Source organism: Marivita sp. (assembly GCF_051251565.1).
GTDB lineage: Bacteria > Pseudomonadota > Alphaproteobacteria > Rhodobacterales > Rhodobacteraceae > Marivita.
This window is the reverse complement of sequence record NZ_JBPOFB010000004.1, coordinates 267252-292453: the sequence shown is the minus strand read 5'-3', so window position 1 is coordinate 292453 and position 25202 is coordinate 267252. Positions and strand designations below refer to the sequence as shown.

The 25202-nt window shown below is 59.3% G+C and carries 23 protein-coding genes; 6 read left to right on the top strand and 17 right to left on the bottom strand.

Features of this window, described 5'->3' with window-relative positions; all coding sequences use genetic code 11:
- Positions 1-191: 191 nt before the first annotated feature.
- Entirely contained in the window at positions 192-2894 is a 2703-nt protein-coding gene (gene acnA, locus ACSHXH_RS08115; RefSeq protein WP_435671275.1) for an aconitate hydratase AcnA, read from the top strand.
- Between the two features lie 413 nt (positions 2895-3307).
- Here acnA and ACSHXH_RS08110 read toward each other — a convergent pair whose 3' ends face one another.
- The 10 genes from ACSHXH_RS08110 to yajC all read right to left on the bottom strand — a co-directional run bounded on the left by ACSHXH_RS08110 (position 3308) and on the right by yajC (position 10277).
- On the bottom strand, positions 3308-3847 hold the full coding sequence (locus ACSHXH_RS08110; RefSeq protein WP_435671274.1) for a DsbE family thiol:disulfide interchange protein: 540 nt from the start codon (positions 3845-3847) through the stop codon (positions 3308-3310).
- Positions 3847-3999: a heme exporter protein CcmD gene (gene ccmD, locus ACSHXH_RS08105; protein ID WP_435671273.1), complete on the bottom strand. Its 153-nt coding sequence runs from the start codon at positions 3997-3999 to the stop codon at positions 3847-3849. Before ccmD ends, ACSHXH_RS08110 begins: the two co-directional genes overlap by 1 nt.
- Positions 3996-4724, bottom strand: a complete 729-nt coding sequence (locus ACSHXH_RS08100) for a heme ABC transporter permease (protein ID WP_435671272.1) — start codon at positions 4722-4724, stop codon at positions 3996-3998. The genes ccmD and ACSHXH_RS08100 overlap by 4 nt, the downstream gene beginning before the upstream one ends.
- Before the next feature lie 58 nt (positions 4725-4782).
- Positions 4783-5439, bottom strand: coding sequence for a heme exporter protein CcmB (ccmB, locus tag ACSHXH_RS08095; RefSeq protein WP_435671271.1), 657 nt, complete (start codon positions 5437-5439; stop codon positions 4783-4785).
- Positions 5436-6050, bottom strand: a complete 615-nt coding sequence (ccmA, locus tag ACSHXH_RS08090; protein WP_435671270.1) for a heme ABC exporter ATP-binding protein CcmA — start codon at positions 6048-6050, stop codon at positions 5436-5438. Before ccmA ends, ccmB begins: the two co-directional genes overlap by 4 nt.
- Positions 6051-6208: 158 nt before the next feature.
- Positions 6209-6565, bottom strand: a complete 357-nt coding sequence (locus ACSHXH_RS08085; protein WP_435671269.1) for an Mth938-like domain-containing protein — start codon at positions 6563-6565, stop codon at positions 6209-6211.
- A 26-nt stretch (positions 6566-6591) separates the two neighbouring features.
- Entirely contained in the window at positions 6592-7338 is a 747-nt protein-coding gene (locus ACSHXH_RS08080; RefSeq protein WP_435671268.1) for a sulfite exporter TauE/SafE family protein, read from the bottom strand.
- Positions 7331-8299: a protein translocase subunit SecF gene (gene secF / locus ACSHXH_RS08075; RefSeq protein WP_435671267.1), complete on the bottom strand. Its 969-nt coding sequence runs from the start codon at positions 8297-8299 to the stop codon at positions 7331-7333. Before secF ends, ACSHXH_RS08080 begins: the two co-directional genes overlap by 8 nt.
- Position 8300: 1 nt before the next feature.
- Positions 8301-9959: a protein translocase subunit SecD gene (secD, locus tag ACSHXH_RS08070; RefSeq protein WP_435671266.1), complete on the bottom strand. Its 1659-nt coding sequence runs from the start codon at positions 9957-9959 to the stop codon at positions 8301-8303.
- Positions 9960-9989: 30 nt separating this feature from the next.
- Positions 9990-10277: a preprotein translocase subunit YajC gene (gene yajC, locus ACSHXH_RS08065; RefSeq protein ID WP_435671265.1), complete on the bottom strand. Its 288-nt coding sequence runs from the start codon at positions 10275-10277 to the stop codon at positions 9990-9992.
- A gap of 164 nt (positions 10278-10441) precedes the next feature.
- Here yajC and ACSHXH_RS08060 point away from each other — a divergent pair, with 164 nt between their 5' ends.
- From ACSHXH_RS08060 to ACSHXH_RS08050, 3 genes are all read left to right on the top strand, one after another.
- Positions 10442-11155, top strand: coding sequence for a trypsin-like serine peptidase (locus tag ACSHXH_RS08060; protein ID WP_435671264.1), 714 nt, complete (start codon positions 10442-10444; stop codon positions 11153-11155).
- Positions 11156-11227: 72 nt separating this feature from the next.
- Entirely contained in the window at positions 11228-12520 is a 1293-nt protein-coding gene (serS, locus tag ACSHXH_RS08055) for a serine--tRNA ligase (RefSeq protein WP_435671263.1), read from the top strand.
- A 2-nt stretch (positions 12521-12522) separates the two neighbouring features.
- Complete coding sequence (locus tag ACSHXH_RS08050) at positions 12523-13224, top strand: hypothetical protein (protein ID WP_435671262.1); 702 nt, start codon at positions 12523-12525, stop codon at positions 13222-13224.
- A gap of 63 nt (positions 13225-13287) precedes the next feature.
- On the opposite strand, the gene ACSHXH_RS08045 is transcribed toward ACSHXH_RS08050, so the two are convergent.
- Both ACSHXH_RS08045 and ACSHXH_RS08040 read right to left on the bottom strand, forming a co-directional pair.
- Positions 13288-13527, bottom strand: a complete 240-nt coding sequence (locus tag ACSHXH_RS08045; protein ID WP_435671261.1) for an EF-hand domain-containing protein — start codon at positions 13525-13527, stop codon at positions 13288-13290.
- 201 nt (positions 13528-13728) lie between these two features.
- The gene (locus tag ACSHXH_RS08040) at positions 13729-14601 is read right to left on the bottom strand and encodes an NAD(P)-dependent oxidoreductase (protein ID WP_435671260.1); all 873 of its coding nucleotides are present in this window, start codon (positions 14599-14601) and stop codon (positions 13729-13731) included.
- 146 nt (positions 14602-14747) lie between these two features.
- On the opposite strand from ACSHXH_RS08040, the gene ACSHXH_RS08035 reads away from it, so the two are divergent.
- On the top strand, positions 14748-17213 hold the full coding sequence (locus ACSHXH_RS08035; RefSeq protein WP_435671259.1) for a penicillin acylase family protein: 2466 nt from the start codon (positions 14748-14750) through the stop codon (positions 17211-17213).
- A 39-nt stretch (positions 17214-17252) separates the two neighbouring features.
- Here ACSHXH_RS08035 and hflX read toward each other — a convergent pair whose 3' ends face one another.
- The 4 genes from hflX to trkA all read right to left on the bottom strand — a co-directional run bounded on the left by hflX (position 17253) and on the right by trkA (position 21780).
- Positions 17253-18506 carry a GTPase HflX gene (gene hflX / locus ACSHXH_RS08030; RefSeq protein WP_435671258.1) on the bottom strand — a complete coding sequence of 418 codons (1254 nt, stop codon included), beginning with the start codon at positions 18504-18506 and terminating at the stop codon, positions 17253-17255.
- 17 nt (positions 18507-18523) lie between these two features.
- Positions 18524-18763 (bottom strand): RNA chaperone Hfq, encoded by a 240-nt coding sequence (gene hfq, locus ACSHXH_RS08025; protein ID WP_292066813.1) that lies wholly within the window; start codon positions 18761-18763, stop codon positions 18524-18526.
- 122 nt (positions 18764-18885) lie between these two features.
- A complete protein-coding gene (locus ACSHXH_RS08020; protein ID WP_435671257.1) occupies positions 18886-20400 on the bottom strand; it encodes a TrkH family potassium uptake protein in 1515 nt (504 codons plus the stop codon).
- Between the two features lie 3 nt (positions 20401-20403).
- Entirely contained in the window at positions 20404-21780 is a 1377-nt protein-coding gene (trkA, locus tag ACSHXH_RS08015; protein WP_435671256.1) for a Trk system potassium transporter TrkA, read from the bottom strand.
- A 448-nt stretch (positions 21781-22228) separates the two neighbouring features.
- Here trkA and ACSHXH_RS08010 point away from each other — a divergent pair, with 448 nt between their 5' ends.
- The gene (locus ACSHXH_RS08010) at positions 22229-23716 is read left to right on the top strand and encodes a class I adenylate-forming enzyme family protein (RefSeq protein ID WP_435671255.1); all 1488 of its coding nucleotides are present in this window, start codon (positions 22229-22231) and stop codon (positions 23714-23716) included.
- A gap of 63 nt (positions 23717-23779) precedes the next feature.
- Here the strand turns inward: ACSHXH_RS08010 and ntrX are convergent, their stop codons facing one another.
- Entirely contained in the window at positions 23780-25195 is a 1416-nt protein-coding gene (ntrX, locus tag ACSHXH_RS08005) for a nitrogen assimilation response regulator NtrX (RefSeq protein ID WP_435671254.1), read from the bottom strand.
- Between the last annotated feature and the right edge of the window lie 7 nt (positions 25196-25202).

Sequence of the window (25202 nt, the reverse complement as noted above, 5' to 3'; positions counted from 1 at the left end):
GCCTTGTCCAAACACTTAGCCCCACAGCATTGAAATAACCAATCAAGGTTTTGCGATAGAGCGCGATCAGCGGCCCCGGCTGAATTGTGCACAATAGTATACCAAAATCGTCGCACCCCCCTTGATCGAGTCACAGCCATAAGGCAAAGAGCACCCTAGATACCCGCATTTCCCCATCCAGGAGCCATGTCATGCCCATCACAGTTGGTCAGGATACAGCCAAGACCCGCAAGACATTGACGGTCAACGGCACATCCATCGCCTATTACTCGATCCCCGCCGCAGAAGCAGCCGGGCTTGGGACATTTTCCAACCTGCCCGCCTGTCTCAAGGTGGTGCTGGAAAACATGCTGCGCTTTGAAGACGGCAAGACCGTCAGTGTCGATGACATCAAGGCATTCGGCACCTGGGGCGAAAACGGCGGCCAAAACCCGCGCGAAATCGCCTATCGTCCGGCCCGCGTGCTGATGCAGGATTTCACCGGCGTTCCCGCCGTGGTCGACCTTGCGGCAATGCGCGACGGCATCGTGGCGCTTGGCGGTGATCCCGAAAAGATCAACCCGCTAAACCCGGTGGACCTCGTGATCGACCATTCGGTCATGATCGACGAATTCGGAAATCCGCGTGCGTTCCAGATGAATGTGGACCGCGAATATGAACGCAACATGGAGCGCTATACCTTTCTCAAATGGGGACAGAACGCGTTCAACAACTTCCGCGTTGTACCCCCCGGCACCGGCATCTGCCACCAGGTGAACCTTGAATACCTGGCGCAAACCGTCTGGACCGATGCGGACCAGCACGGCGATCAGGTGGCCTATCCGGATACGCTCGTCGGCACCGACAGCCACACCACCATGGTCAACGGCGCAGCTGTGCTTGGCTGGGGTGTTGGCGGGATCGAGGCCGAGGCCGCAATGCTGGGTCAGCCGATTTCGATGCTCATCCCCGAAGTTGTCGGGTTTGAGCTGACAGGCGAGATGATGGAAGGCACCACCGGCACAGATCTTGTTCTCAAGGTTGTGGAAATGCTGCGCGAACGCGGGGTGGTTGGCAAATTCGTTGAATTCTACGGCGCGGGCCTCGACACGCTGCCGCTGGCGGACCGGGCCACCATCGCCAACATGGCGCCGGAATACGGTGCGACCTGTGGCTTCTTCCCGATTGACGACGAAACCCTGCGCTATCTCAAGACAACGGGCCGCGACATGGATCGCATCGCGCTGGTCGAAGCCTATGCCAAGGAGAACGGTTTCTGGCGCGGCGCGGATTACGCACCGATCTACACCGACACGCTGCACCTTGATATGGGCACCATCGTGCCCGCGATTTCCGGCCCCAAGCGCCCGCAGGACTATGTTGCCCTGACCAATGCCAAGGCCGCTTTCACCAAAGAGATGGCAGAGACATTCAAGCGCCCCATGGGCAAAGAAATGGCGGTTGAAGGCGAAGACTACACGATGACATCGGGCAAGGTGGTCATCGCGTCGATCACATCCTGCACCAACACCTCGAACCCATATGTCATGATCGGCGCAGGCCTTGTGGCCCGTAAAGCGCGGGCCTTGGGCCTGAACCGCAAGCCATGGGTCAAGACGTCCCTGGCGCCGGGGTCACAGGTTGTGTCTGCCTATCTTGAAGCGGCCGACCTTCAGGAAGACCTGGATGCGATCGGTTTCAACCTTGTTGGCTATGGCTGCACCACCTGCATCGGCAACTCCGGCCCGCTTCAGAAAGAGATCTCGGCGGCGATTGCCGAAGGCGATCTGGTGGCTACTGCTGTTCTGTCGGGCAACCGCAACTTCGAAGGCCGGATCAGCCCGGACGTGCGCGCCAACTACCTCGCCTCGCCCCCCCTCGTGGTGGCCTACGCGTTGGCAGGGACGCTCGACATCGACCTGACCTCAGAGCCGCTTGGTCAGGACAAGGACGGCAATGACGTCTTCCTCAAAGACATCTGGCCCACCTCCAAGGAAGTTGCGGAGCTGGTTGAACAGACCGTCACCCGCGAGGCGTTCCAGACCAAATATGCCGACGTCTTCAAAGGTGACGAAAAATGGCAGGGCGTCGAAACGACTGATGAAATGACCTATGACTGGCCGCCGACCTCGACCTATGTCCAGAACCCGCCCTATTTTCAGGGCATCACGATGGACACCAAAAAAATCGAGAACATCGAAGGCGCAAAAGTTCTGGCGCTGCTTGGCGACATGATCACCACTGACCACATTTCGCCTGCCGGGTCATTCAAAGACACCACGCCAGCGGGTCAGTACCTGCTGGACCGTCAGGTCAGCCCGCGTGAATTCAACTCGTACGGATCGCGTCGTGGCAACCACGAGATCATGATGCGCGGCACCTTCGCCAACATTCGCATCAAGAACGAGATGCTGGACGGCGTTGAAGGCGGCTATACCAAAGGCCCGAACGGCGAACAGATGGCGATCTTTGACGCCGCGATGGCCTATCAGGAGGCAGGCACTCCGCTGGTGATCTTTGGCGGTGAACAATACGGCGCAGGGTCATCTCGTGACTGGGCGGCCAAAGGCACGGCGCTTTTGGGTGTGAAGGCTGTGATCGCAGAAAGCTTTGAACGCATCCACCGTTCCAACCTTGTTGGCATGGGTGTGATTCCGTTCGAATTCACCGGCGATGACAGCCGCAAGTCGCTAGGCCTGACCGGCGAGGAAACTGTCGCGATCCACGGGCTCGACACGATCACACCATTGGCCGAGGTGCCCTGTACCATAACCTATGCCGATGGCACCGAGAAGACGATCACGCTCAAGTGCCGGATCGATACCGGGATCGAGATCGAATACATCGAGAACGGCGGCGTTCTGCATTACGTGCTGCGCGACCTTGCTGGCCGCAGCGCAGTAGCGGCAGAGTAACGCGATACATCTGATGCGCCGTCGTTGACGATTCACCAGACAGGACAAACCAGATCAAGGCGGGCTTTGGGCCTGCCTTTTTCTTTGCCAATAGTTTTGGGGGATGGCTCAGGATCAGGGAAAATCTGCACGACTTGTTTTCAAATCGCCACAAATCTAAGCGGTAACCGAGTCAAAACAGCGTATTTTTGAAAAACGACTTCATTTTCTGGCACATCCTGTCGCATGTGACAGCTTGGCCCCTACACATTTGATCCGGTTATCCCAGATAGAGGTCGTATTGGCACAAAACCACGCGAGTTGAGACATGAAACTGCTGACAATTCTTCAGACCGCAGCCTTGCTTCTGATTGCAGGGGCAAGTGTGTTTGCAGGCGTCCCAGACGCCACGCCGATCCTTTTCCCGTAAGGGATCAGTCGGCCAGTGCCCGTTCCAGAGCGGGCAAAAAGCGCTGTTCGTAATCTGATCCGACCAATGGTCCGGCAAAGCGGAACAGCACCGTGCCATCGCCATCGACAATAAACGTCTCTGGCGGGGCAGTGACGCCCCAATCAATGGACGTCCGTCCAGCCGGATCAAAGGGAACAGCGGCAAACGGGTTACCGTCCTCTTCAAGATAGCGGCTCGCGTTCGCCTCTTGATCGCGGATGTTCACCCCGATGATCTGCATGCCTTCGGCCTGCATCTCCAGCAACTTGGGATGCTCGATCCGGCAAGGCGGGCACCAGCTTGCCCAGAAGTTCACCAAAGTGACCTCACCACCCGTCAGCATCTCGGGCGAAAACGCTGTGTATCCCGGAAGGGCTGCCTCGGTGATCGGGGGGGCCGTTTGACCCACACGGGTTGACGGCAAGCCCTGCGGATCGTCGCGGAACATGCCAACATAGGCCAGCACCGCAAACGCGCCAAAAATCATCGGCGGCAACACCATGAGCGGCGAAATCCGTGCCATTACGAAGCCCGCCGTTTTTCAATCTCGTCCAGAACAGCCCGCACTTTGCGTGCACGCCGAAAGCTGAACAACACGATCACCGCCAAAAGCAAAAGCGTCACGCCATAAGAGCTGAGTACCGCAAACGCGTATTTTCCAAGTTCGGGCATCATGCCTGCCCCTCCCGCGCCAAAAGCGCTCGGGTGCGGCGGGCGCGAATCTCGGTCTGGGTGCGCAGGAACACCAGCGCAATGAACAACAGCACGAAGCCCGCTATGCAAACCAGCAGAGGGATCCAGAACACGTCAGAGATATTCTCTTCTTTGTCGAGGCTAAGCGTCGCGCCCTGATGCAGGCCTTGGTTCCAGAAATTCACGGCATAGCGGCTCAGGATCGCAAACACCGACCCCACCAGGCACAGAATAGAGGTCAGGTCAGCTGCGGTGTCGTCATTTTCGATCGCTTCCCAAAGCGCCATGTAACCCAGATAGAACAGAAACAGAATCAGGAACGAGGTCAGGCGCGGATCCCACGCCCACCATGTGCCCCACATCGGCTGGCCCCAGAATGCACCGGTCGCAAGCGCGATCATGGTCATCACGGCCCCCACGGGTGCAGCGGCGCGCGCGGCCAGTGCTGACACATGGTGCCGGCGCACGATCCAGATAAGCGAGGCCACCAGCATCATCAGCCACGCATTGATGGCCATGAGCGCCGAGGGCACATGAATGTAGATGATCTTGACGGTTGATCCCTGTCGGAAGTCGTCGGGCGTAAAGAAAAAGCCCCAGACAAGCCCGGTCACAAGACACAGACCCGTCAATACCCATATCCATGGCAACACCTTGTCGGTGGTGCGGATAAACTTCACAGGATTTGCGTATTCCCACAATGACATGGCACTGAGGTAGGCGGTTTTTCCCGTCCCTTCAATTCAAAAAAGCGCATGGGACGCGTTACCGCAGATTGATCCGCAAAACAGCCGCGCTGGCAAAGGGCAAAAGCGCGATCACGCCAAAGCTGATTCCCGCCAAAAGCATCAGCGGCGTCTGCACGGGAAGCCCTTCGGCCCCACGTCGCGCCACTTCGGCGCCAAAGATCAGCGTTGGCATGTAAAGCGGCAGCACAAGCAACGACATCAGCAACCCACCGCGTTTCAATCCCACGGTCAGAGCGGCACCAAATGTGCCAATCACGCTCAGCGCAGGCGTGCCAACAGCCAGGCTGACCACCACCCAAAGGTAGGCGGGAATCGGCAGGCTGAGCAGGACGCCCAACACAGGCGCCACCAAAACCAGCGGCATACCCGTCGTGATCCAATGGGCCAAGGACTTGACCGTGACAATCCCTTCCATCGGCAAAGGGGCTGTGGCCAGCAGGTCAAGCGACCCGTCTTCCCAATCCAGCGCAAGAATACGGTCGAGCGACAGCAGGCACGCAAGCAGCGCACCGATCCACAGGATGCCCGGCGCGATGCGCGACAGCAGCCCGGTGTCAGGCCCGACGCCAAAGGGCACCAGAACCGTGACGATCAGGAAAAACGCAAGCCCAAGGCCAAAGCCACCGCCAGCGCGGATCGCCAGCACCAGATCCCGCAGCAAAAGCGCCCTCACAAGAACGCCTCGTCCATCTGGCGGGTGCGCGGTTTGGCTTTGAACGGCGTGAGGTCGAGCACGCGCGCCTCGGCCAACCCGAGGTCGATATGGGTCGCCATCAGCGCGCTGCCGCCGGACGCCAAATGCCCGCGCACCGCATCGGCAAATAATGCGACCGAGGCCACATCCAACGACACGGTCGGCTCATCTAGCACCCAAATCGGGCGGCGCGTCACCATCAGGCGGGCAAGCCCCAGACGGCGTTTCTGGCCGGCCGACAAGGTGCCTGCCATGCGGTTGCGCAACTCTGCCAGATCGAACGCCGCAAGCGCGGGTTCGATCTCGGACAGTCCAAACACGGACGCCCAAAAGCGCAGGTTCTCTGTGACGCTGAGCATCGCTTTGAGCCCATCGGAGTGTCCCGCATAGGCAATCTGGTCTTCGGCCCCGGTCACGGTTCCGGCCTCGGGCGGTTGCAGGCCGCCGACACTGCGCAAAAGCGTTGTCTTGCCCACCCCGTTGGGGCCACGCAGGACCAGCGCCTCGCCCGGCGTCAAGTCGAACGACACGCCTTCAAGGATCGCAAGGCCACCCCGGGTGACGGCAAGATCGCGGACAGACAAAACCATGCGGGAGGCTTAGACCAAGGGCGCGGCTGGCAAAAGCGCGAAAACGTCACTTTGCGAAATTCTGGCTGGTGCGTGGGCGAGGCTTTCCGTGACGCAAAGCCACAGTGCGTTCACGCATCACCAATGAGCCAAGCCCTTTGCCCTATAGAACTGCCCCCCTATCCGGTCGGCAGAAGAGCCAACGCAACCCGGCGTCCTTCGGACAAGAGGACATTGTAGGTCCGGCACGCGGCAGGTGAGCTCATGGCCTCAACCCCGAACCCCCGCGCCTCAAGCACAGTGCGCAAACCGGACGGAATATGGGCGATGTCATCTCCCGTGCCGATGAACAGAACATCCACCGCGCCTTCGAGGGCAAGCAACGGGTCAGCATCGTCATAGCCGCCCCAAGGAGCCGTGCCTTTGTAGCCCGTCAGCAAAGGAGCCGCGTGTTTCTCACCGCCAATGCGGAAGAAGCCGGGGCCGTAGCCTTCGATCGGCTGGGCATCGGTATAGACCACCTCGTTCAAACGCATGTCAGCCCCTTCCTTCAGAGTGTCTCTCACAGCGGCACGCCCGCCAGCGTCGCAAGTCCGATAATGCCATAAGCGATCACCCGATAAAACCGTTCCCTGTCTGGACGGAACAGCGCCTGCCCGATCAGCGCACCCACACCATACGGGATCAAAAGCACCAGCCCAAGCGCCACCGCCGGTGCGGTCAGCACGCCTTGCACCGCCATCAAGGGCAGCATCAAAAGGCTGGTGGCTGTCAGAAACACCACCGTTGTCGCGCGGGTTGTAGCGATGCTGTCGCGCCCAGCCAGTTGGAACAGCACCATGATCGGCCCTGTCAGGCCGCTCAGCCCGCCGATAAACCCCGCCGCACCGCCGACCAGAGCGCGCGTGCCCGTGGTCGGCTCTACCTTGTAGCGCCATCCGGCTATCAGTGCGGCAAGGGTGATCGCACAGACCCCAACCACCACCCAGCGGATCGCGGTCACATCCGCCACCCGCAGCACCCAGATGCCCAAAGATGCGGAAACCGTGGCCGACAGGATCAACACCGTCACCGCCTTGCGGTTCACCAGCGGCAAGGCTTTGGGAAACACCGTCACAAGCGACGACATCGCCGAGACGGAAAACGCGGCAATCGCAATGACCGGGGCCAGAAAGATCACTGACACCGGCATGTAGACAAGCGCCGCGCCAAAGCCTGCGAACCCATAGACGACACCCGCAACAATGGTGATCAGAACGAGCCAGACCAGGCCCGGTGTCGCCAATGCCGTCAGAAGCGCGTCAAGCATCCACGTTTGAGAACTGGTTGCCGGTTGTGTCTGTCGGCTTCGTCCAATCCCGCTTGACGCCCAGCCACAGCAAGATCGCCGAGGCCACGAAGATCGACGAATAGGTCCCCACGATCACACCCCAGATCATCGCAAACACAAAGCCCCGGATCACGTCCCCGCCCAACACAAACAACGCAACAAGCGCCAATAGGGTTGTGGCCGAAGTCATGAAGGTTCTGCTCAGCGTTTCATTGATCGAGATGTTCAGAACCTCTTTGAGATCCTTTTTCTTATACTTGATCAGGTTCTCGCGCACCCGGTCGAACACAACCACGGTATCGTTCAGCGAATAGCCCACAATGGTCAAAAGCGCCGCAATAATGGCAAGGTCAAACTTGATCTGAAGCTCGGAAAAGATGCCGATGGTCAGGATCACATCATGCACAAGCGCAGCAACAGCCCCAAGGGCAAATTGCCATTCGAACCTCAGCCAAATGTAGATCAGAACCGCCCCGATGGCGAGAACGACCGCGATAGCGGCTGTCTGGATCAATTCCCCCGACACTTTCGGGCCCACAGATTCCACCGAGACGAATTGAATGTCCGGCACCACTTCGACAAGAGCCGCTTCGACCGTGACGATTACAGCAGTGCTGACCGCCTCTTCGCCATCCTGCGCCTGAATGCGCACCATGGCGACGTTCTGATCTGGGCCAAAGGTAGGGTCGAACACCTCGGAGATCGTGATGTCACCCAGCTCCAGCGCCGCAATCGCATCGCGGTACACGCCCACATCAATCGGTTGCGTGCTCTCGGTCCGGATCGTCGTGCCGCCACGGAAGTCGATACCGTAGTTCAGCCCTTGCAACAGGAATGACCCAAAGGATAGCGCCATCAGAAAAGCCGAGATGCCAAACCAGAGCTTCCAGCGCTTGAAGAAATCGAAATTCGTATTCTCTTTGACCAGTCGCAAACGCATATCAGACCTCGATCGTCTTGGGGCGACGGCGTTCGAACCAAATCACGATCAAAAGCCGGGTGACAAAAATAGCGGTGAAGACGGATGTCATAATGCCCAGACCCAGCGTAATCGCAAAGCCGCGCACCGGACCAGAACCCATGACAAACAAGATCACAGCGGTGATGAAAGTGGTGATGTTGGCATCCAGAATGGCAGACAACGCCTTTTCATAGCCCAGCTCAATCGCACGGGCCGGGCCTTTGGCGGTTTTCAGCTCTTCTCGGATCCGTTCAAAGATCAACACGTTGGCGTCAACCGCCATGCCGACGGTCAAAACGATCCCGGCAATCCCCGGCAAGGTCAATGTGGCACCAATCAGGCTGAGCAGGCCAAAAATCAGACCTATATTCACGATCAGCGCGACATTGGCGAACATGCCAAATAGACCGTAGCTGAGGAACATGAAGACCAGCACCGAGGCAAAGGCCACCATGGTCGCAATACGTCCTGCATCAATGCTGTCTTGGCCCAGCTCGGGACCGATGGTGCGTTCCTCAAGAAACTCCAGGCCAGCAGGTAATGCCCCTGCCCGCAGCAGCACAGCCAATTGCGTGCTTTCCTCAACCGAAAAGCTGCCCGTGATGATACCAGAGCCACCGGGAATGTGACTTTGGATCACCGGGTCCGATATCACTTCGTCGTCCAGCACGATGGCAAACGGGTTGCCGATGTTGGCCGCCGTGTAGTCGCCGAATTTGCGCGCGCCGGTTGGGTTGAACCGGAAATTCACCGCCGGGCGACCGTTTTGGTCAAACGCGGGTTGCGCATCAACCAACTCTTCGCCGGTCACAACTGGGGCTTGTTCAAGGATCACGAAACCTGACTGATCAAGATACGGCAGGATTTCATTGCCCACACCGGCATTGGCGTTCGCATCATCGGTGCGGCCTAGAACAGGCTGAAAGGTCAGCTGCGCAGTTGTGCCGATGATCTCTTTCAGCTCGGCGGCCGATCCGATGCCGGGCACCTGGATCAGGATACGGTCGCTGCCTTGACGCTGGATCGTCGGTTCGCGGGTGCCAACCTCGTCAATCCGGCGTCGGATGATCTCAAGGCTTTGCTGCATCGTGCGTTCATCGGTGGCAATTTGTTCTGCTTCCGACAGGGTCACAACAATGTCAGCGCCGTCTGCCCGCACCTCAAGGTCATTGCTCAATGCGCCGGTGATCGACACGACCGGCTGCGCCAATCCGCGCACAAGCTCCAATGCGCGCGCCATGCCCTCCGGGTCGGATATACGCACCCGCAATTCGTCCGCGGCAGAGGGCTGCAACCGGATCGTGCCCACAGTATCGCGCTCGGGGCGCAGCACATCGCGCACCTCGGGCCACAACGCTTCTAGCCGTGCCTGATACACATCCCCAACCCGCACCTCGGCCAAAAGATGCGCCCCGCCGCGCAGGTCCAGACCAAGATTGACCAGACCGGACGGCATGAATGCCGGCCAGCCTGCGCTTTGGGATAATAGCTCGGGGGTTTCGCCGGTCAGCTCTATCGCGGCGACCGCGTCATTATGTTGCTCGACGCGGGGGTAAAACAGGTTGGGCAGAGCCAGAACCAGCCCCACCGCAACGGTGGTCCAGATCAAAAGGCGCTTCCAGAGATCGATCTGAAGCATGAGTGAACGGTCCGATGCGGGTTAGGAAAATCAGGTGTTGGCGGGTTCGGTCTTGGACACGACCTGTGCAACGGTGTTCTGCACCACACGCACCTTGACGCCTTCGGCAAGTTCAACGTCCAATTCGTTGTTTTCCTTGACCTTTACAACCTTACCAATCAGGCCGCCCTGAGTGATAACAACGTCACCCCGACGCAGGCCTTCAACCATTTTCTGATGGTCCTTCATCTTTTTCTGCTGCGGACGGATCAGCAGGAAATACATGATCGCAAAGATCAGGATAAGCGGGACGAACTGGGCAATGGCGTTGCCTTCCATGGGCGTGCTCCTTGAAGTTGGCGGGGCAGCCCCCGCGTGATCTGGCCTTAAATTTGGCCGGAACCTATGTTGCCATGTCCTGCTTTGCAAGGCGGGTTCGGTCGGATGTGACACCGGTGACGGCGCGCGGCAAAAGCCTGTGACCGCTTTTGCGAAAAACGCTGATGTTTTTTGTCCCTTGCCTTGTGGCCCGGCGCGATATTGGTCTTAATCCGCCCATGAAGCGTCTTGTGTCCGTCATTCTTTCAGGGGTCATTGCAACCGCAACATCGGCACAAGACCTGCCGGTTCTGCCTGCCGAAGACCATGCTACATGGCACGCGGTCGGCCGCGTGAACGCCGCAGGCTACCGCAAACGCGAGATGTGTACCGGCACATTGATTGCTCCAAACATCGTGTTGACCGCCGCGCATTGCGTGTCGGGCGAAGACGGGCTTGGCCCCAATCCCGAGGATCTGACCTTTGTTGCCGGATGGCTGCGTGGCACTGCCGTCGATAGCGTGGCAGGCGCGTCGATCTGGGTGCATCCCAAGGCCTATGCCGAAGGCGCGCTGGATTTGCGCTATGACATCGCGCTTTTGACACTTGGCCGCGCGGCCAATGTTGATCCGTTGCCCATGTCACAAACTGACCCTGCGCCGCCCTTTGGCATCACCGCCTATTCGACCCACCGTCCGCATATGCTCAGCGCGTCCTTCACCTGTGACGGGGATGTGCGATCCGGGTTGCTGCGGCTGGATTGCCCGGTTTTGCCCGGCAATTCAGGCGGCCCTGTGCTGGCAAAATCCACAACGGGCTGGGCCGTAACAGCGGTGATAAGCGCGATGGGCCAATCTGGCGCGCTGGCGGTTCCCGTGTCGCGCTTGCCACAGCCCTGACCCCCTACCAAAGCGGTGCATTCCGGTGCATAACGCCGCGCAACACCATTGCGAGTCAGAAGGACCAGACCCATGCATGACATCCGAGCCATCCGCGAGAACCCCCCTGCGTTTGATGCAGCCCTGTCGCGTCGTGGATTGGAACCGGTCTCGTCCGAAGTGTTGCGCATCGACGAAGCCCGCCGCGCCGCCATTCTTGAGGCCGAAACCGCCCAAGCCGATCAGAACAAGGCGGCCAAGGAAATCGGCAAGGTCAAAGCTTCGGGCGATGAAGCCGCGTTTGAAAGCCTGCGCAACGAGGTGGCCGCAAAGAAAGCCGCCGTTGCCGAGATGCAGACCCGCGCCAAAGAGCTGGACGAGACGTTGCAAACCTTGCTGTTGGGTCTGCCCAACCTGCCGTTTGACGACGTGCCCGAAGGCGCAGACGAAGCCGACAATGTCGAAATCCACCGCTGGGGCACAGCGCGCGCGTTTGATTTCCCGCCCAAGGAACATTTCGAGATCCCCGGCGTTCAACCCGGTATGGACTTTGAAACCGCCGCCAAACTTTCGGGCTCGCGCTTTGTCGTGATGTCGGGCGCAGTCGCCCGCGTGCACCGCGCGCTGGCACAGTTCATGCTAGACACGCATATCACCGACAACGGCCTGACCGAGACATGGACCCCGGTCCTAGTCCGCGACGACATGATGTATGGCACGGGGCAATTGCCGAAATTCGGCGAAGACAGCTATCAGACCACCAATGGCTGGTGGCTTGTTCCCACCGCCGAAGTGCCCCTGACCAACATGGTAAATGGCGACACCGTGGACGAAGACACCCTGCCCCGGCGTTATGTCGCCCACACCCAGTGTTTCCGGTCCGAGGCGGGAAGTGCCGGGCGCGACACCGCAGGCATGCTGCGTCAGCACCAGTTCGAAAAGGTCGAGATGGTGTCGATCACCCATCCCGATCGCAGCCGGGATGAGCTGGACCGCATGACCGGCTGCGCGCAAGGCATCTTGGAGCGGCTGAACCTGCCGTATCGTACCGTTGTTCTGTGCACCGGCGACATGGGCTTTGGCGCGCGCCGCACCCATGACATCGAAGTGTGGCTGCCCGGCCAGAACACCTACCGCGAGATCAGTTCGGTTTCGGTCTGTGGCGACTTTCAGGCCCGGCGCATGAATGCACGGTTCAAACCCACAGGCGGCGGCAAACCGGATTTCCTGCACACCCTGAACGGATCGGGCCTCGCGGTTGGGCGATGCCTGATTGCCGTGCTTGAAAACGGACAAGAGGCGGACGGATCGGTCACCCTGCCCGAAGCGCTGCATCCGTGGTTGGGCGGCAAGACCCGCATCACGGCAGACGGGGTAATGGCATAAACATGACACGTCTCTGGGCAGGTCTGGTTCTTTTGGCGGCATTGGTTTTTGCGGCCTCCCCGTGGTTCACCCAAGGGTTCAACGGGTTCGAGCCTGACCAATTCCCGGTGCCGCAGGACAACCCGCCGGTGCAACCTGCGGGCTTTGCCTTTGCGATCTGGGGGCTGATCTATGTGTGGCTGATCATTGGCGCAGGCTTTGGCCTCCTCCTGCGCAGCGACGATGCCGATTGGGCGGCCATGCGCCCGCCGCTGGTTGTCAGCCTGCTGATCGGCGCGACATGGTTGCCTATCGCCAATCTGTCGCCAGTGATTGCCACCCTCTTGATCTGGGCCATGCTGGGCAGCGCCTTTGTCAGCCTGTTTCGCGTCGGCGACACCGACCGCTGGTTCCAACAAGCCCCGGTGGCCATCTACGCGGGCTGGTTGACGGCAGCCTCATCCGTTTCGATCGGGTTGCTTTTGGGTGGCTACGGCATCCTAAGCAGCACATGGGCGGCGATTGTGGCATTGTCCATCGGGCTGGTGGTTGCGCTTGTGGCGCAATACCGCCTGCACCGCGCCCCGGAATATGGCATCACCGTGATCTGGGCACTGGCTTGGGTGATCGTGGCCAACACAGCGCCATTCAACATCGCGGTTGTGGGCCTGTGCGTGATTGGCATCATGGCCATCCTTGCGCTGCGCGGCACCGACACCGAATAGCGCCCCGCACAACGCAAAAGGGCTTCGGTTACCCGAAGCCCCGCATGAGAGAAAAACCGCAGATCAGTTGCTGACGAGGATTTCCGCATCCTGAGCAGCTGTGAGCTCTTCCATGCTCACCGCGCCGTCACCATCCGCATCGACCTCTGCAAACACGTCTTCGGTCAGATCGGCGTAAGCCACCATCAGTTCTTCCATCGAATAGCTGCCATTGCCATCCGTGTCTTCCACCGCAACCTGCGCAAACGCCACACCAGCTGTCATAGCGACAACGGTACCAAGGGTTACAACCAGAGCTTTCATGTATTCAATACTCCAAAGCGGACTTCTCCGCAGACAACGACTCAATGCCGTCAAACGCGGATATAGCAACGCTGTTGGACGCCACAAGATACTGAAATAATTGCGTGAACACGGATCGGCAACTTGCCGCTGGTGGCGTGCTGCACCACCGTTTCCGTCCACGGAAACGGACGGATACGCCCTTGCATCCGTCCACATCCTTCAGCCCATCGCGCGCAGACGTTTGATCAGGCTCGACGTGTCCCAGCGATGACCGCCCAGCTTTTGCACATCCTTGTAGAACTGATCCACCAATGCGGTAACCGGCAAAGACGCGCCCACCTCATCCGCCGTATCAAGGCAAATCCCCAGGTCCTTGCGCATCCAATCGACGGCAAAGCCGTGGTTGAACTGGTCATCAATCATCGTCTCGTACCGATTGGACATCTGCCATGACCCGGCAGCGCCCTGACTGATCACCTCGACCACCGCGCGCCCGTCCAAACCGGCTTTCTCGGCGAAATGCAGCGCTTCGCTCAGGCCTTGAACCAGCCCGGCAATGGCGATCTGGTTGCACATCTTGGTCATCTGTCCGGCACCGCTGTCGCCGATGCGACGGCAAATGCGGGCATAGGCGTCAATGATCCGCGCAGCGCGATCGAACGCCGCCTGATCACCACCACACATCACCGAGAGCACCCCGTTTTCCGCCCCCGCCTGACCGCCCGAGATCGGCGCATCAACAAACGAAATGCCCTTGGCCGCAGCCGCATCGTACAATTCGCGCGTGACCTTGGCCGACACCGTGGTGTGGTCAACAAACACGGACCCTTCGGACATGCCGGCAAACGCACCATCATCCCCAAGACACACGGCACGCAGATCGTCGTCATTGCCCACACAGGACATCACGAACGCACAGCCCGCCGCCGCCTTGCGCGGCGCCACCTCATGCGCGCCACCAAACTGATCCACCCAGGCTTCGGCCTTGGCAGTGGTGCGGTTGAACACGGTGACATCATGCCCGGCCGTCATCAAATGTCCCGCCATCGGGTAGCCCATGACCCCCAAGCCCAAGAATGCCACTTTTGCCATGCTGTCTTCTCCCTATCTTGTCTGATACCGCGTGATGCCTTTACCTGACGCCGCTCCGCCCCCTTGGCAAGGGGCTGTGCGTTCTGTAGGGCATCGCAAACGCCCTGTTGGAGCAGGCGATCAAGACAGACAAAGGTGATTGTGACGTGGTGCTGATCTTCAGAACTCTGGTCTGGCTGACAACGGCCTTTCTCGTTCTGGGGACGTTTGGCGCTGTTACGGTCTACTACCTCGCCTCGGGGTCACTTCCGGACTATGAAAAGAAAATCCCCGTGTCCGGCCTCACCGCCGATGTGGAGATCCTGCGCGACAATTCCGGCGTGCCGCATATCTTTTCAAGCTCGGACCGTGACGCGTTTTTTGGCTTGGGCTATGCCCATGCCCAAGACCGGCTTTGGCAGATGACCCTGATGCGGCGCACTGCGCAGGGCCGGTTGTCGGAGCTGTTCGGTACCCGCACTGTCGAAACCGACAAGCTGCTGCGCCGTCTTGATCTATATCCGCGTGCCGTGCAATCGGTGGAGGCACAGGATGCCCGCACCCGCGATGCGCTCGAGTCTTACGCGGCCGGCGTAAATGCCCGGATCAGCGAAATCAACCGTGACAGCCTGGGCCGCGGCGCGCCCGAGTTTTTCGTGTTCAACGCGCCACTCGCCCCCTGGCAACCAGCGGATTCGCTTGCTCTGATCAAGCTGATGGCGCTGCAACTTTCCAGCCACCTTGGCGAAGAGGTGCTGCGCGCCCGTGCCTCGCTGTTGCTGCCCGACGAAAACCGGCTTTCAGACCTGCTGCCGGACATGCCCGGCCAAGGGGTGGCTGCCCTGCCGGAATACGCCGCGCTTGTCCCCAACGTGGCAGGCGGCACACAGTTTGCCCAATCTGGCCAAGACCCCATGTTCTGGCCCGTTGCACCGCGCGGATTGGCCGGCGCCTCGAACGCATGGGCCGCGGATGACACGCGCTCCGCCACCGGATCAACCCTGATGGCCAATGATCCGCATCTGCAATTCACCGCCCCTGCCACATGGTATCTGGCGCGATTGCAGCTGTCCTCGGGCGGTGTCATCGGGGCCACGATCCCCGGTATTCCCGCAATAATGGCGGGCCGGTCCAGCAACATCGCATGGGGGCTGACCTCGTCCTATCTTGACGATCAGGATCTGTTCATCGAGGAACTGAACCCCGACAACCGCGAAGAATATCGCACGCCAGACGGCTACAAACCCTTTGTCACACGCCGGTCGATCATCGAGATCCGCGACGCCGAACCAGTGACACTGACCCTGCGCTGGACCGACAATGGCCCGGTCCTGCCCGGCACACAGTTCGATCTCGCCGCCGTGACCCCGCCCAACCACGTTGCCGCTCTTGGCTGGACCGCGCTGAGCACGCGTGACACGTCAATGTCCGCCGCCATCGGCCTGATGTATGCCGCATCTGTCGAAGAGGCGCTTGAGGTCTCCAAGACCTATGTTGCGCCATCCCAGAACCTGACGGTGATCGACGGTGAGGGCATTGCCATGAAGATGATCGGTGCCATGCCCCGCCGCGACGCCGCCCACCAAAGCCAGGGCCGGATGCCGTCCCTTGGTTGGCGACCGGAAAACCGCTGGCAAGGCCTGTTCCCCGACGATGCCAACCCGGTGTTCATTGATCCGACCGGCGGCATTGTCGGCAACACCAACAACAAGATCGTCGACCGCCCGTTTCCGTTGCACGTGAGCTACGATTGGGGAGACAGCCAACGGGTCATGCGGTGGCAGGGCCTGATGCAGGGCCGCGAGGTGCACACCCGCGACAGTTTCATCGAAGCGCAGCTTGACACCGTGTCGATCACCGCGCGGTCGCTTTTGCCACTGATCGGCGCGGACCTGTGGTTTACGGGCGCAGCGGCCCCCGAAGGAACGCCAGAGCGGCTGCGCCAACGCGCGCTTGACCTGCTGGCCAACTGGAACGGCGAGATGAACGAACACATGCCCGAGCCGCTGATCTACTCTGCATGGCTGCGCGCGCTTCAGGACCGTCTGATCCGCGACGACCTTGGCCCGCTGGCCTCCGAATTCACCCGCGTCGAACCGTTGTTCATTGAACGGGTCTACCGTGATGTCGACGGCGCCAGCGCATGGTGCAATGTCATCCGCTCTGCCGTTGAGGAAACCTGTACCGATATCGCCCGGCTTGCACTGGACGATGCGCTGATCTGGATCTCCGAAACCTATGGCACCGCGCTCGAATCCTTGCGCTGGGGCGACGCGCATCAGGCAACCCATGACCATCCGGTTCTGGGGGCTGTGCCGATCCTGCGGTATTTCGTGAACATCCGCCAAAGCACATCCGGCGGCGATCATACGCTGATGCGCGGGCGCGCGTCTGGCGAAGGCCCTAACCCGTTTTTGAACGTGCACGGCGCAACCTATCGCGGTGTGTATGATTTCGCCGATCCCGACAGTTCGGTGTTTATCCTGTCAACCGGGCAATCCGGGCATTTCCTGTCGCGGCACTATGACGATCTGGGCACGCTGTGGCGGCGCGGGGAATACATTCCCATGTCGCTTGACGCCGATCTGGCCCGTGCAGCCTCTGTGGGAGTCACGCGGCTGGTGCGGGAATAGCCCGTTTTGAATCAAAAAAGAGAGATGCGACGCGACAGGTTAGAGCGTTTCGAACTGCCGCGCTTCTTTGGCCGACCAGCGTACGCGTAGCGTATAACCGTTTTCATCCTGCGCTTCGGTCTCGACCAATGACTTATCGAACAACCACGCACGCTTGCGCCCTTCGTCAAAGCCCAGATGCAGTGTGTCTTCGCGCCTGTCCCCTTCGAGAAGGCGATTGACCGCAGCCATAAGCGGGTCAAGCCCGTCGCCGGTCAACGCCGAGATGGCAAACACGCCATCATCCCGTTCTGCGCGTGCTTCTGCTGCGCCCCGGGCCTCGGGGTCCATCGCGTCGATCTTGTTCCACAGTTCAAGCAACGGTGTCGTGTCGGTTACCCCAAGTGTGTTCAGGATATCGCGTACATCCTGCGCCTGATCTTCGGTCGCCGCATGGCTGATGTCGCGCACATGCAGGATCAGGTCCGCCGCCAGCACCTCTTCCAGCGTGGCGCGAAACGCCGCCACCAGTTCGGTCGGCAGATCACTGATAAAACCCACCGTGTCGGACAGGATCACATCCGGGCCATTGGGCAGCTTGACCGCGCGCATCGTCGGGTCGAGCGTGGCAAAGAGCATGTCCTTCGCCATCACATCGGCCCCGGTCAGACGGTTGAACAGCGTCGATTTCCCAGCGTTGGTGTAGCCCACCAGCGCGACAATCGGATAGGGCACCTTGGCGCGTGCGGCACGGTGTAGGCTGCGTGTTCTGACCACCTTGTCAAGCTGACGACGCAGGTTCACGAGCTGGTCATCAATAGCGCGGCGGTCCGCCTCGATCTGGGTTTCGCCCGGACCGCCCACAAAGCCGAGCCCGCCCCGCTGACGTTCAAGGTGGGTCCACGCACGCACCAGACGCGTGCGCTGGTAGCTCAGAGCGGCCATCTCGACCTGCAACACCCCTTCGCGGGTCGCAGCACGGTCGCTGAAAATCTCAAGGATCAGACCGGTCCGGTCCAGCAATTTGACCCCCCATGCCTTTTCCAGATTGCGTTGCTGCACCGGCGTGACAGGACCATCCACGAGCACGAGTTCGACGTCGTGCTCCTTGAACAGGTGCTCAAGTTCAATGATCTTGCCTGACCCAAACAGCTTTCCCGGCTGCGGTTTGGGCAAACGCACCACGGTTCCGTCCACCACCTCAAGCCCCGGCAAGGCACCGGCCAAGGCAATCGCCTCGGCCAAAGCAGGATGCGCCGCCCGCCGAGAGCGGTCGCTGGTGATGTCAGGATGCAGGACCCATGCGCGGGTCACATGCGCTTTATGTTCTTTCAATTTTCGCCTTCGCCATCATACAGGTTGATGGGCTGTGCTGGCATGATGGTTGAAATCGCATGCTTATAGACCAGCTGGGATTGTCCATCACGACGCAGCAGCACGCAAAAATTATCGAACCACGTAATCACGCCCTGCAATTTGACGCCATTGATCAGAAAGACTGTCACGGGCACCTTGGTCTTGCGGACGTGGTTAAGAAACGCGTCCTGAAGGTTCTGCTTGTCCGATGCCATAAAATTAGCCTTTGTTCTTGCTTTTGTCGCGCCGACGGTCGTGGTTTGCGGCCACTATGTCTTGGCACTCACGTAAATTCCAGTGGAAAAACAAGGAATTTCCTCATCTGTGCGATGATGGCTCAATCGCGCCAGAGATCTGGTGTCAAAATAACCACAAGTGCCAGCATTTCCAACCGCCCCATGACCATCGCAATCGCTGCAATCAGCTTGGGTCCGGGACCAAGCTCGATCAAGGTCAAACGTCCTGCCTGCACCATGTCGACCAACGGCCCACAATTCGTCAGGCTGGCAACAGCCAGCACCAGCGACTGTTCAAACGGGATGCCAAACGCGGCAAAGGCAACCGTGGTGGCGGCCAGCGTGATGGCAAAGATCATGAAAAAGACCCATGCGATAAACGCCCCTTCCCGCCGCGTGCGCCGCGACACAAGGCCCGAGCGCCCCACCGATGACGGGTGCACCAGCCGGTCCACCTCGCGCATGCCGTTCATGGTCAGTGCCACCACGCGCAGCAGCTTGACCCCTCCGGCAGTGGTGGCGACCCCGCCCCCGATCAGCGCCAGCCCCATCAGGATCAGGCCCGGCGTCTGAAGACCGGACCACGCCTGCGCATCTGCCCAGTCCACGCTGGAGAACCCATGGGTTGTGAGGAACGACAGCACCGTGAACGCCGCCCCCCAAAAGGCACGCAGTGCAGCGACAAAATTATTCTGATCCCCCACATCCAACGCCGCCACGAAATGGCGCAGCAACAGCAGCGTCGGCACTGCCAGCACGATGGCCAAACCAAGCCGGAACTCGGGATCATAGAACAACCCAGCCTTTTGCGAATGGCTGGTGTCTTGTGAAAACGTGACCCGTGACAGCGCGAACAGCAAGAACACCGCCATGATCGCCTCACCGGCAATGCCACTGCTGGCACCGGACGGGCCACCCACCGGCGAAATGCCCGATGTGGACATCACGCTCATCGCATGGGTGAGCGCCACAAACGGCGTGTCCCCAACCACCAGCAACAACACCCAAAGCGCCAGCGTCAGCAACAGATAGGCTGGCACCAGCACCGTGGCACTGCGGGCCAGACGGCTGGCCGGGTTGGCCGTGTCGCGGCGGGCAGCCCCCACAACCACATCCTGTCCCGGCTCTCCCAGAGACGTCACCTCGAATCCGCCAAGGTTCAAGGGCGCAAGAATCGCCGCCGCCGCCACCCACATGAGCAATCCGCCCATCCACGCGACCTGCGCCCGCCACAGATGCTCGGCCATGGACAGGCGTTCGGGCGCGAACAGCGGCAAACCCGTTGTGGTCAGCGCCGACACCATCTCTAGATACGCGTTCAGGAATGTTGTGGTCTGAACCGACTCGTAAAACGGCACCGCAAGGATAGCGGGCAGGATCACGAACCCCGCCAACAGCGCCAGCAATTGACGAATGGCATTGCGGTTGTGCGGCCGGTTGGCCAGTGCAAACGCGATCAGCGTGCACAGGATCACCCCGACCAAACCCGAGTAGAAGAACGACCGCGCGTCCTGAAACGCCTCGACCCACAGCGCCACAACCGCCGGGACGATCATCGACACCGACGCAAGTCCCGTCAGAAGCAACAACAAAGGCAGGCGGTACAGCAGCGCCATGGATCAGAAGAAGTCGATCGACACCTGAAGCAGGCGTTCGACCTCCGACACGTCCTTGGCCAGCGCGAACAGAACCACCTGATCGCCCTCTTCCACCACCAATGCGCCGGTCGGGCGCACCACTTTGCCCGCCTTGCGCACCGCCCCGACAAGCACCCCTTCCGGGAAGTCGATATCGCGCAGCTTTTGCCCCGCCATCGGAGAGGTGGACAGCACTTCGGCTTCGATCACCTCGGCCTCGGCATCGCCGATGGAATAAACCGACCGAACCCGACCATGCCGGAAATGCCGCAGGATCGAACTCACCGTGACCGAGCGCGGGTTGATATAGGCGTCAATGCCCAATGGCTTCATCAGCGGCTCAAGCGTCGGATCGTTGATCAGCGCAATCGCCATCCGGCAGCCTTCGGACTTGGCCCGCACGGCGGCCAGCATGTTGGTCTTGTCGTCATCCGTCACGCACAACACCGCATCAGCCCGTTCGATATTGGCCTCGGCCAACAGTGCCACATCGAGACCGTCACCATTCAGAACAATCGTTCGCTCCAGCGCCTCGGCGGCGCGTTCTGCGATCTTGCGGTTGCGTTCGATCACCTTGACCCGCACCCGGTCGGCACGCTCTTCCAGGTGCTTGGCCACCATCAACCCGACATTGCCACCGCCGATGATCACCACCCGTTCCTGCTTGCGATGGGTCTTGCCGAAAATCTCAAGCGTGCGGCGCACATCCTCTTTGTGGGACATCACATAGCACGCATCCCCCGCAAACAGCTGATCCCCCGCTTCCGGCGCAAACAGCGTGCCGTCGCGGCGGATGCCCACAACGATGGTCCGCAGCGTCGAGAACAGATCGGTCAGCTGCTTGAGAGGCGTGTTGATGATCGGGCAATCGGCATCAATGGTCAGCCCCATCAGCGCCGCATCGCCGTCCAGAAAGGTCTCGGTGTCAAAAGCCGCAGGCGCATTGAGCCGCTGCAACGCGGCTTCGGCCACCTCCATCTCGGGGCTGATCACGACGTCGATGGGCATGTGATCGCGCCGGTAGAGATCAGAATAGATCGCCGTCAGATAGGATTTCGAGCGCAACCGCGCGATCTTGCGTGGCACCTCAAACACCGAGTGCGCGACCTGACAGGTCACCATGTTGACCTCGTCCGAATACGTCGCCGCGATGATCATATCGGCATCCCGCGCCCCCGCCTGTTCAAGCACATCCGGGTAGGACGCGAACCCCGCGATCCCCTGCACATCAAGACTGTCCGTCGCACGGCGCACCAGCTCGGGGTTGTTGTCCACGACCGTAACGTCGTTGCGCTCTCCGGACAGATGCCGCGCAATCTGCCAACCAACCTGACCCGCCCCGCAAATAATGACTTTCATGACTTCGCCCGCGGACGGGCCCCTTGGCTATGGCGCAGGCTTCTGTGTGGCAGAGCGTTGGGGCGGGGTCAATTGGGGAGGGTACTGGCGCCGCGCCCACACCGTTCCGTAGGGTTCGTATTCACACACACAGCACGCCCAAGAGGCACGCGAAAAAGACCCCCTTTGCTGAGCGCCCTATCTTATGCTTGCCGCAGCGCACCAAAGACAAAAGGTTAAGGATCAACAAAAGCCTGTAGCTTTGCGTCGAGTACACCGACCATCCGCGTATCACAAACTACTTGTAAACTCTGATAATGCAAAAGCTTAATCCACTCGTACACCACAATCCCAATAGAAAATTATGAAATCAATTTTCCCGAAATAATCTTTGACAGAGCCATCCGATCTAATTCGAACTACGACTATTTAAGCTCTGACGAACACCGACATCGAAAAGAAAGTAAACATGAACATCTGCGACTACTTAGTAAAACACATCAAGCAACGCCCGGACGCGCCTGCAATATTTTCCACATCGGGCGATTTGACTTACGCGGAATTGGGGGCTCGAGTAGCCAACCTTTCTGCCGGTTTGGAAAATGAAGGTGTGAGGTTTGGCGATATTGTAGGGGTGCAAATCAATGATGCTTTGAATCATTGGGTTGCAACCTTAGCCATCGCCCATATGGGTGGCACTGTTGTAAGTGTACCACGCTCCACAGCAGACGCTCAACGAGACCATATCTTTCGCCTGACCGGCTGCACAAAAACGCTCTCTTGCAATGAATACAAATCACACGACGCACCAGCCGGAACAATAGACATAAAGCTCTCGGCGATCCAGACAACGCAGTCAAAAGACGTATTATTCCCGATTGATGTTCCTGAAAAGCATCCTTGGATCTTTGCGAATAGCTCAGGTTCCACAGGTCAGCCCAAAATAATTCCCATTTCACATAGTCTTGAAATGCGTCATACGGGTTCTTGGAAAGAAAGTTTTGGTTTAAAGCATGGTACAAATGTCCATTCAATGATCTCTATCAATTTCTTTCTCGGAAAGCGTACCGCATTTGCCAACCTGTTCGCAGGCGGCTCCAGTTATATCTCAAATATGACATTTTCTGATCTGCAAAGCACTATAGAAGCGGAGAAGCTTCATATCTTATATGCCACGCCGTATCATATGGAGCGTATTCTTGAAAAAATTGGTGATGTGGATGAGCCCATTTTCTCGAAGCTAGAAGCGCTATACCTTGGGTCCGCCACGATCTCCCCAGATCTTAGAGAACGCATCAGAGATAAGATAACAAAGAACGTTAACATCTATTACGGCGCAAACGAATGTGGTTTGGTAACGATTTCGCATCCAAAAGATGTAACAAAAAATCCGAAGAGCATTGGGCATTTATTCCATGATTCCCGTGTGGAAATTGTCGCAGTCGATGGAAGCCCCATTCCGACTTCAAAGCCAGGATTAATGCGCATCAAAACAAGCGGCTTAATTGATGGATATCATGGAGATCCAGAAACAACGCGCAAAGCGTTTCGTGACGGGTGGTATTATCCGGGCGACGTCGGGTACTTTATGCCAGATGGACAATTGGTCCACCTTGGGCGGGCTGACAACATGATGATTGTCAGCGGAGTAAACTTGTATCCTGCTGAGATTGAAGGCTGCCTGAGGGAGGTTCCGGGGGTTATTGACGTCGCAGTGAGAGCACTGCCACATAAATTGGTGCAGGATCTTCCTTTCGCACTCGTCATCGCAGACCCAAGTGTCGGACTTCTAGCCAAGGACTTGCTTCAAAAGGTTCATAAAGAAATCGGCAAATATGCCTTATATGATATTGAATTCATTGAGCGAATGCCAATCAATGAGCAAGGAAAACTGACATTAAATGCGTTCGCCAAGGTCTTTGAAAAGAAATGGGCGCGCATGAAATCAAACCCTTAATAGGTCCACTTCGGACCCAATGTTTCGCACGCGAAACAAAAGGACCGAAACGGACCTACCGGCTCACGAGGCCTCTTCGATCTCGTCCTCAAGATACGCCACCCGGCCGCCCGCCTTGGAGCTGGTGACCACCCCCAGCGACTTGAGCTTGCGGTGCAGGGCGCTGCGTTCCATGCCGACGAAACTCGCCGTGCGACTGATATTGCCGCCAAAGCGGTTGATCTGGGTCAGCAGGTATTCCCGCTCGAACGCCTCGCGTGCCTCGCGCAGCGGCATCGTGGCGAGCGTGCCCGACAGCACCACCCGGCCCTCTTCGTCCTCGGCGGGGCTGGTGTCTTGGGGCAGTTCGCGCGCCGCGATGTCGCCCGTGCCCTCGCCAAGGATCAGCACCCGTTCGATCAGGTTCTTGAGCTGCCGCACGTTGCCCGGCCAGATCATCGTCTGCAACAGCGCCACCGCGTCGCTGCTCAGACCGCGCTTGGGCAGGCCCTGCGTCTGGTTGAACAGGTCGATGAAATGTCCCGCCAGCATCGGGATGTCCTCGGGCCGATCCTCAAGGCTCGGCACGCTGATCGGCACCACGTTGAGCCGGTGATACAGTTCCTCGCGGAACTTCCCCGCTGCGATCTCGGTCTGTAGGTCGCGGTTGGTGCTTGAGATCACCCGCAGGTCAACCCGCACCTTGTCGGCCCCGCCAACGCGCTGAAACTGCTGGTCCACCAGCACGCGCAGAATCTTGGACTGGGTGCCAAGCGGCATGTCCGCGACCTCGTCAAAATAGATCACGCCCCCATGCGCCTGTTCGAGCAACCCTGGCTCCACGCCCCTCTCGGGTGTTTCGCGGCCAAACAGCACCTCTTCCATCGTCTCTGGCGCAACACCCGCACAGTTCACGGTGACAAACGGCGCGCTGGCGCGGTTGGAATGGGCATGGATGTACCGCGCCGCCACTTCCTTGCCACTGCCCGCAGGCCCGGACAGCAAAACCCGTCCGTTCGATTTGGTCACCTTGTCGAGGTTCGACACCAGCCCGCGATAGGCCGCGCATTCGCCGACCATCTGCGCCACATCCGTTTCACGGCGCTTGAGCTTGTTGTTCTCGCGGCGCAGGCGGCTGGTTTCCATGGCGCGGCGAATGACGACCAGCAACTGATCAATATTGAACGGCTTTTCGATAAAATCATACGCGCCCTGCTTGATCGCAGCGACCGCGATTTCGACATTCCCATGTCCCGAGATGATCACCACCGGCACATCCGGGTTGTCGCGCTTGACGGTCTTGAGAATGTCGATCCCATCCATCTTGCTGTCTTTGAGCCAGATATCGAGGATCAGCAGCGACGGCTCTTCCGCGTTGACCTCGGCCATCGCCTCGGTCGAATTGCCCGCAAGCCGGGTCGTGTACCCTTCGTCCTTCAGGATATCGCCGATCAGTTCCCGGATATCGCGCTCATCGTCTACAATCAGAATATCGCTCATTATCGCA

What these genes read in the sequence shown, in the direction of transcription:
- acnA (WP_435671275.1), top strand. Translation starts at nt 192, where the DNA reads ATGCCCATCACAGTTGGTCAGGATACAGCCAAGACCCGCAAGACATTG.
- ACSHXH_RS08110 (WP_435671274.1), bottom strand. Translation starts at nt 3,847, where the DNA reads ATGGCACGGATTTCGCCGCTCATGGTGTTGCCGCCGATGATTTTTGGC.
- ccmD (WP_435671273.1), bottom strand. Translation starts at nt 3,999, where the DNA reads ATGATGCCCGAACTTGGAAAATACGCGTTTGCGGTACTCAGCTCTTAT.
- ACSHXH_RS08100 (WP_435671272.1), bottom strand. Translation starts at nt 4,724, where the DNA reads ATGTCATTGTGGGAATACGCAAATCCTGTGAAGTTTATCCGCACCACC.
- ccmA (WP_435671270.1), bottom strand. Translation starts at nt 6,050, where the DNA reads ATGGTTTTGTCTGTCCGCGATCTTGCCGTCACCCGGGGTGGCCTTGCG.
- ACSHXH_RS08085 (WP_435671269.1), bottom strand. Translation starts at nt 6,565, where the DNA reads ATGCGTTTGAACGAGGTGGTCTATACCGATGCCCAGCCGATCGAAGGC.
- ACSHXH_RS08080 (WP_435671268.1), bottom strand. Translation starts at nt 7,338, where the DNA reads ATGCTTGACGCGCTTCTGACGGCATTGGCGACACCGGGCCTGGTCTGG.
- secF (WP_435671267.1), bottom strand. Translation starts at nt 8,299, where the DNA reads ATGCGTTTGCGACTGGTCAAAGAGAATACGAATTTCGATTTCTTCAAG.
- secD (WP_435671266.1), bottom strand. Translation starts at nt 9,959, where the DNA reads ATGCTTCAGATCGATCTCTGGAAGCGCCTTTTGATCTGGACCACCGTT.
- yajC (WP_435671265.1), bottom strand. Translation starts at nt 10,277, where the DNA reads ATGGAAGGCAACGCCATTGCCCAGTTCGTCCCGCTTATCCTGATCTTT.
- ACSHXH_RS08060 (WP_435671264.1), top strand. Translation starts at nt 10,442, where the DNA reads ATGTTTTTTGTCCCTTGCCTTGTGGCCCGGCGCGATATTGGTCTTAAT.
- serS (WP_435671263.1), top strand. Translation starts at nt 11,228, where the DNA reads ATGCATGACATCCGAGCCATCCGCGAGAACCCCCCTGCGTTTGATGCA.
- ACSHXH_RS08050 (WP_435671262.1), top strand. Translation starts at nt 12,523, where the DNA reads ATGACACGTCTCTGGGCAGGTCTGGTTCTTTTGGCGGCATTGGTTTTT.
- ACSHXH_RS08045 (WP_435671261.1), bottom strand. Translation starts at nt 13,527, where the DNA reads ATGAAAGCTCTGGTTGTAACCCTTGGTACCGTTGTCGCTATGACAGCT.
- ACSHXH_RS08040 (WP_435671260.1), bottom strand. Translation starts at nt 14,601, where the DNA reads ATGGCAAAAGTGGCATTCTTGGGCTTGGGGGTCATGGGCTACCCGATG.
- hfq (WP_292066813.1), bottom strand. Translation starts at nt 18,763, where the DNA reads ATGGCATCGGACAAGCAGAACCTTCAGGACGCGTTTCTTAACCACGTC.
- ACSHXH_RS08020 (WP_435671257.1), bottom strand. Translation starts at nt 20,400, where the DNA reads ATGGCGCTGCTGTACCGCCTGCCTTTGTTGTTGCTTCTGACGGGACTT.
- trkA (WP_435671256.1), bottom strand. Translation starts at nt 21,780, where the DNA reads ATGAAAGTCATTATTTGCGGGGCGGGTCAGGTTGGTTGGCAGATTGCG.
- ACSHXH_RS08010 (WP_435671255.1), top strand. Translation starts at nt 22,229, where the DNA reads ATGAACATCTGCGACTACTTAGTAAAACACATCAAGCAACGCCCGGAC.
- ntrX (WP_435671254.1), bottom strand. Translation starts at nt 25,195, where the DNA reads ATGAGCGATATTCTGATTGTAGACGATGAGCGCGATATCCGGGAACTG.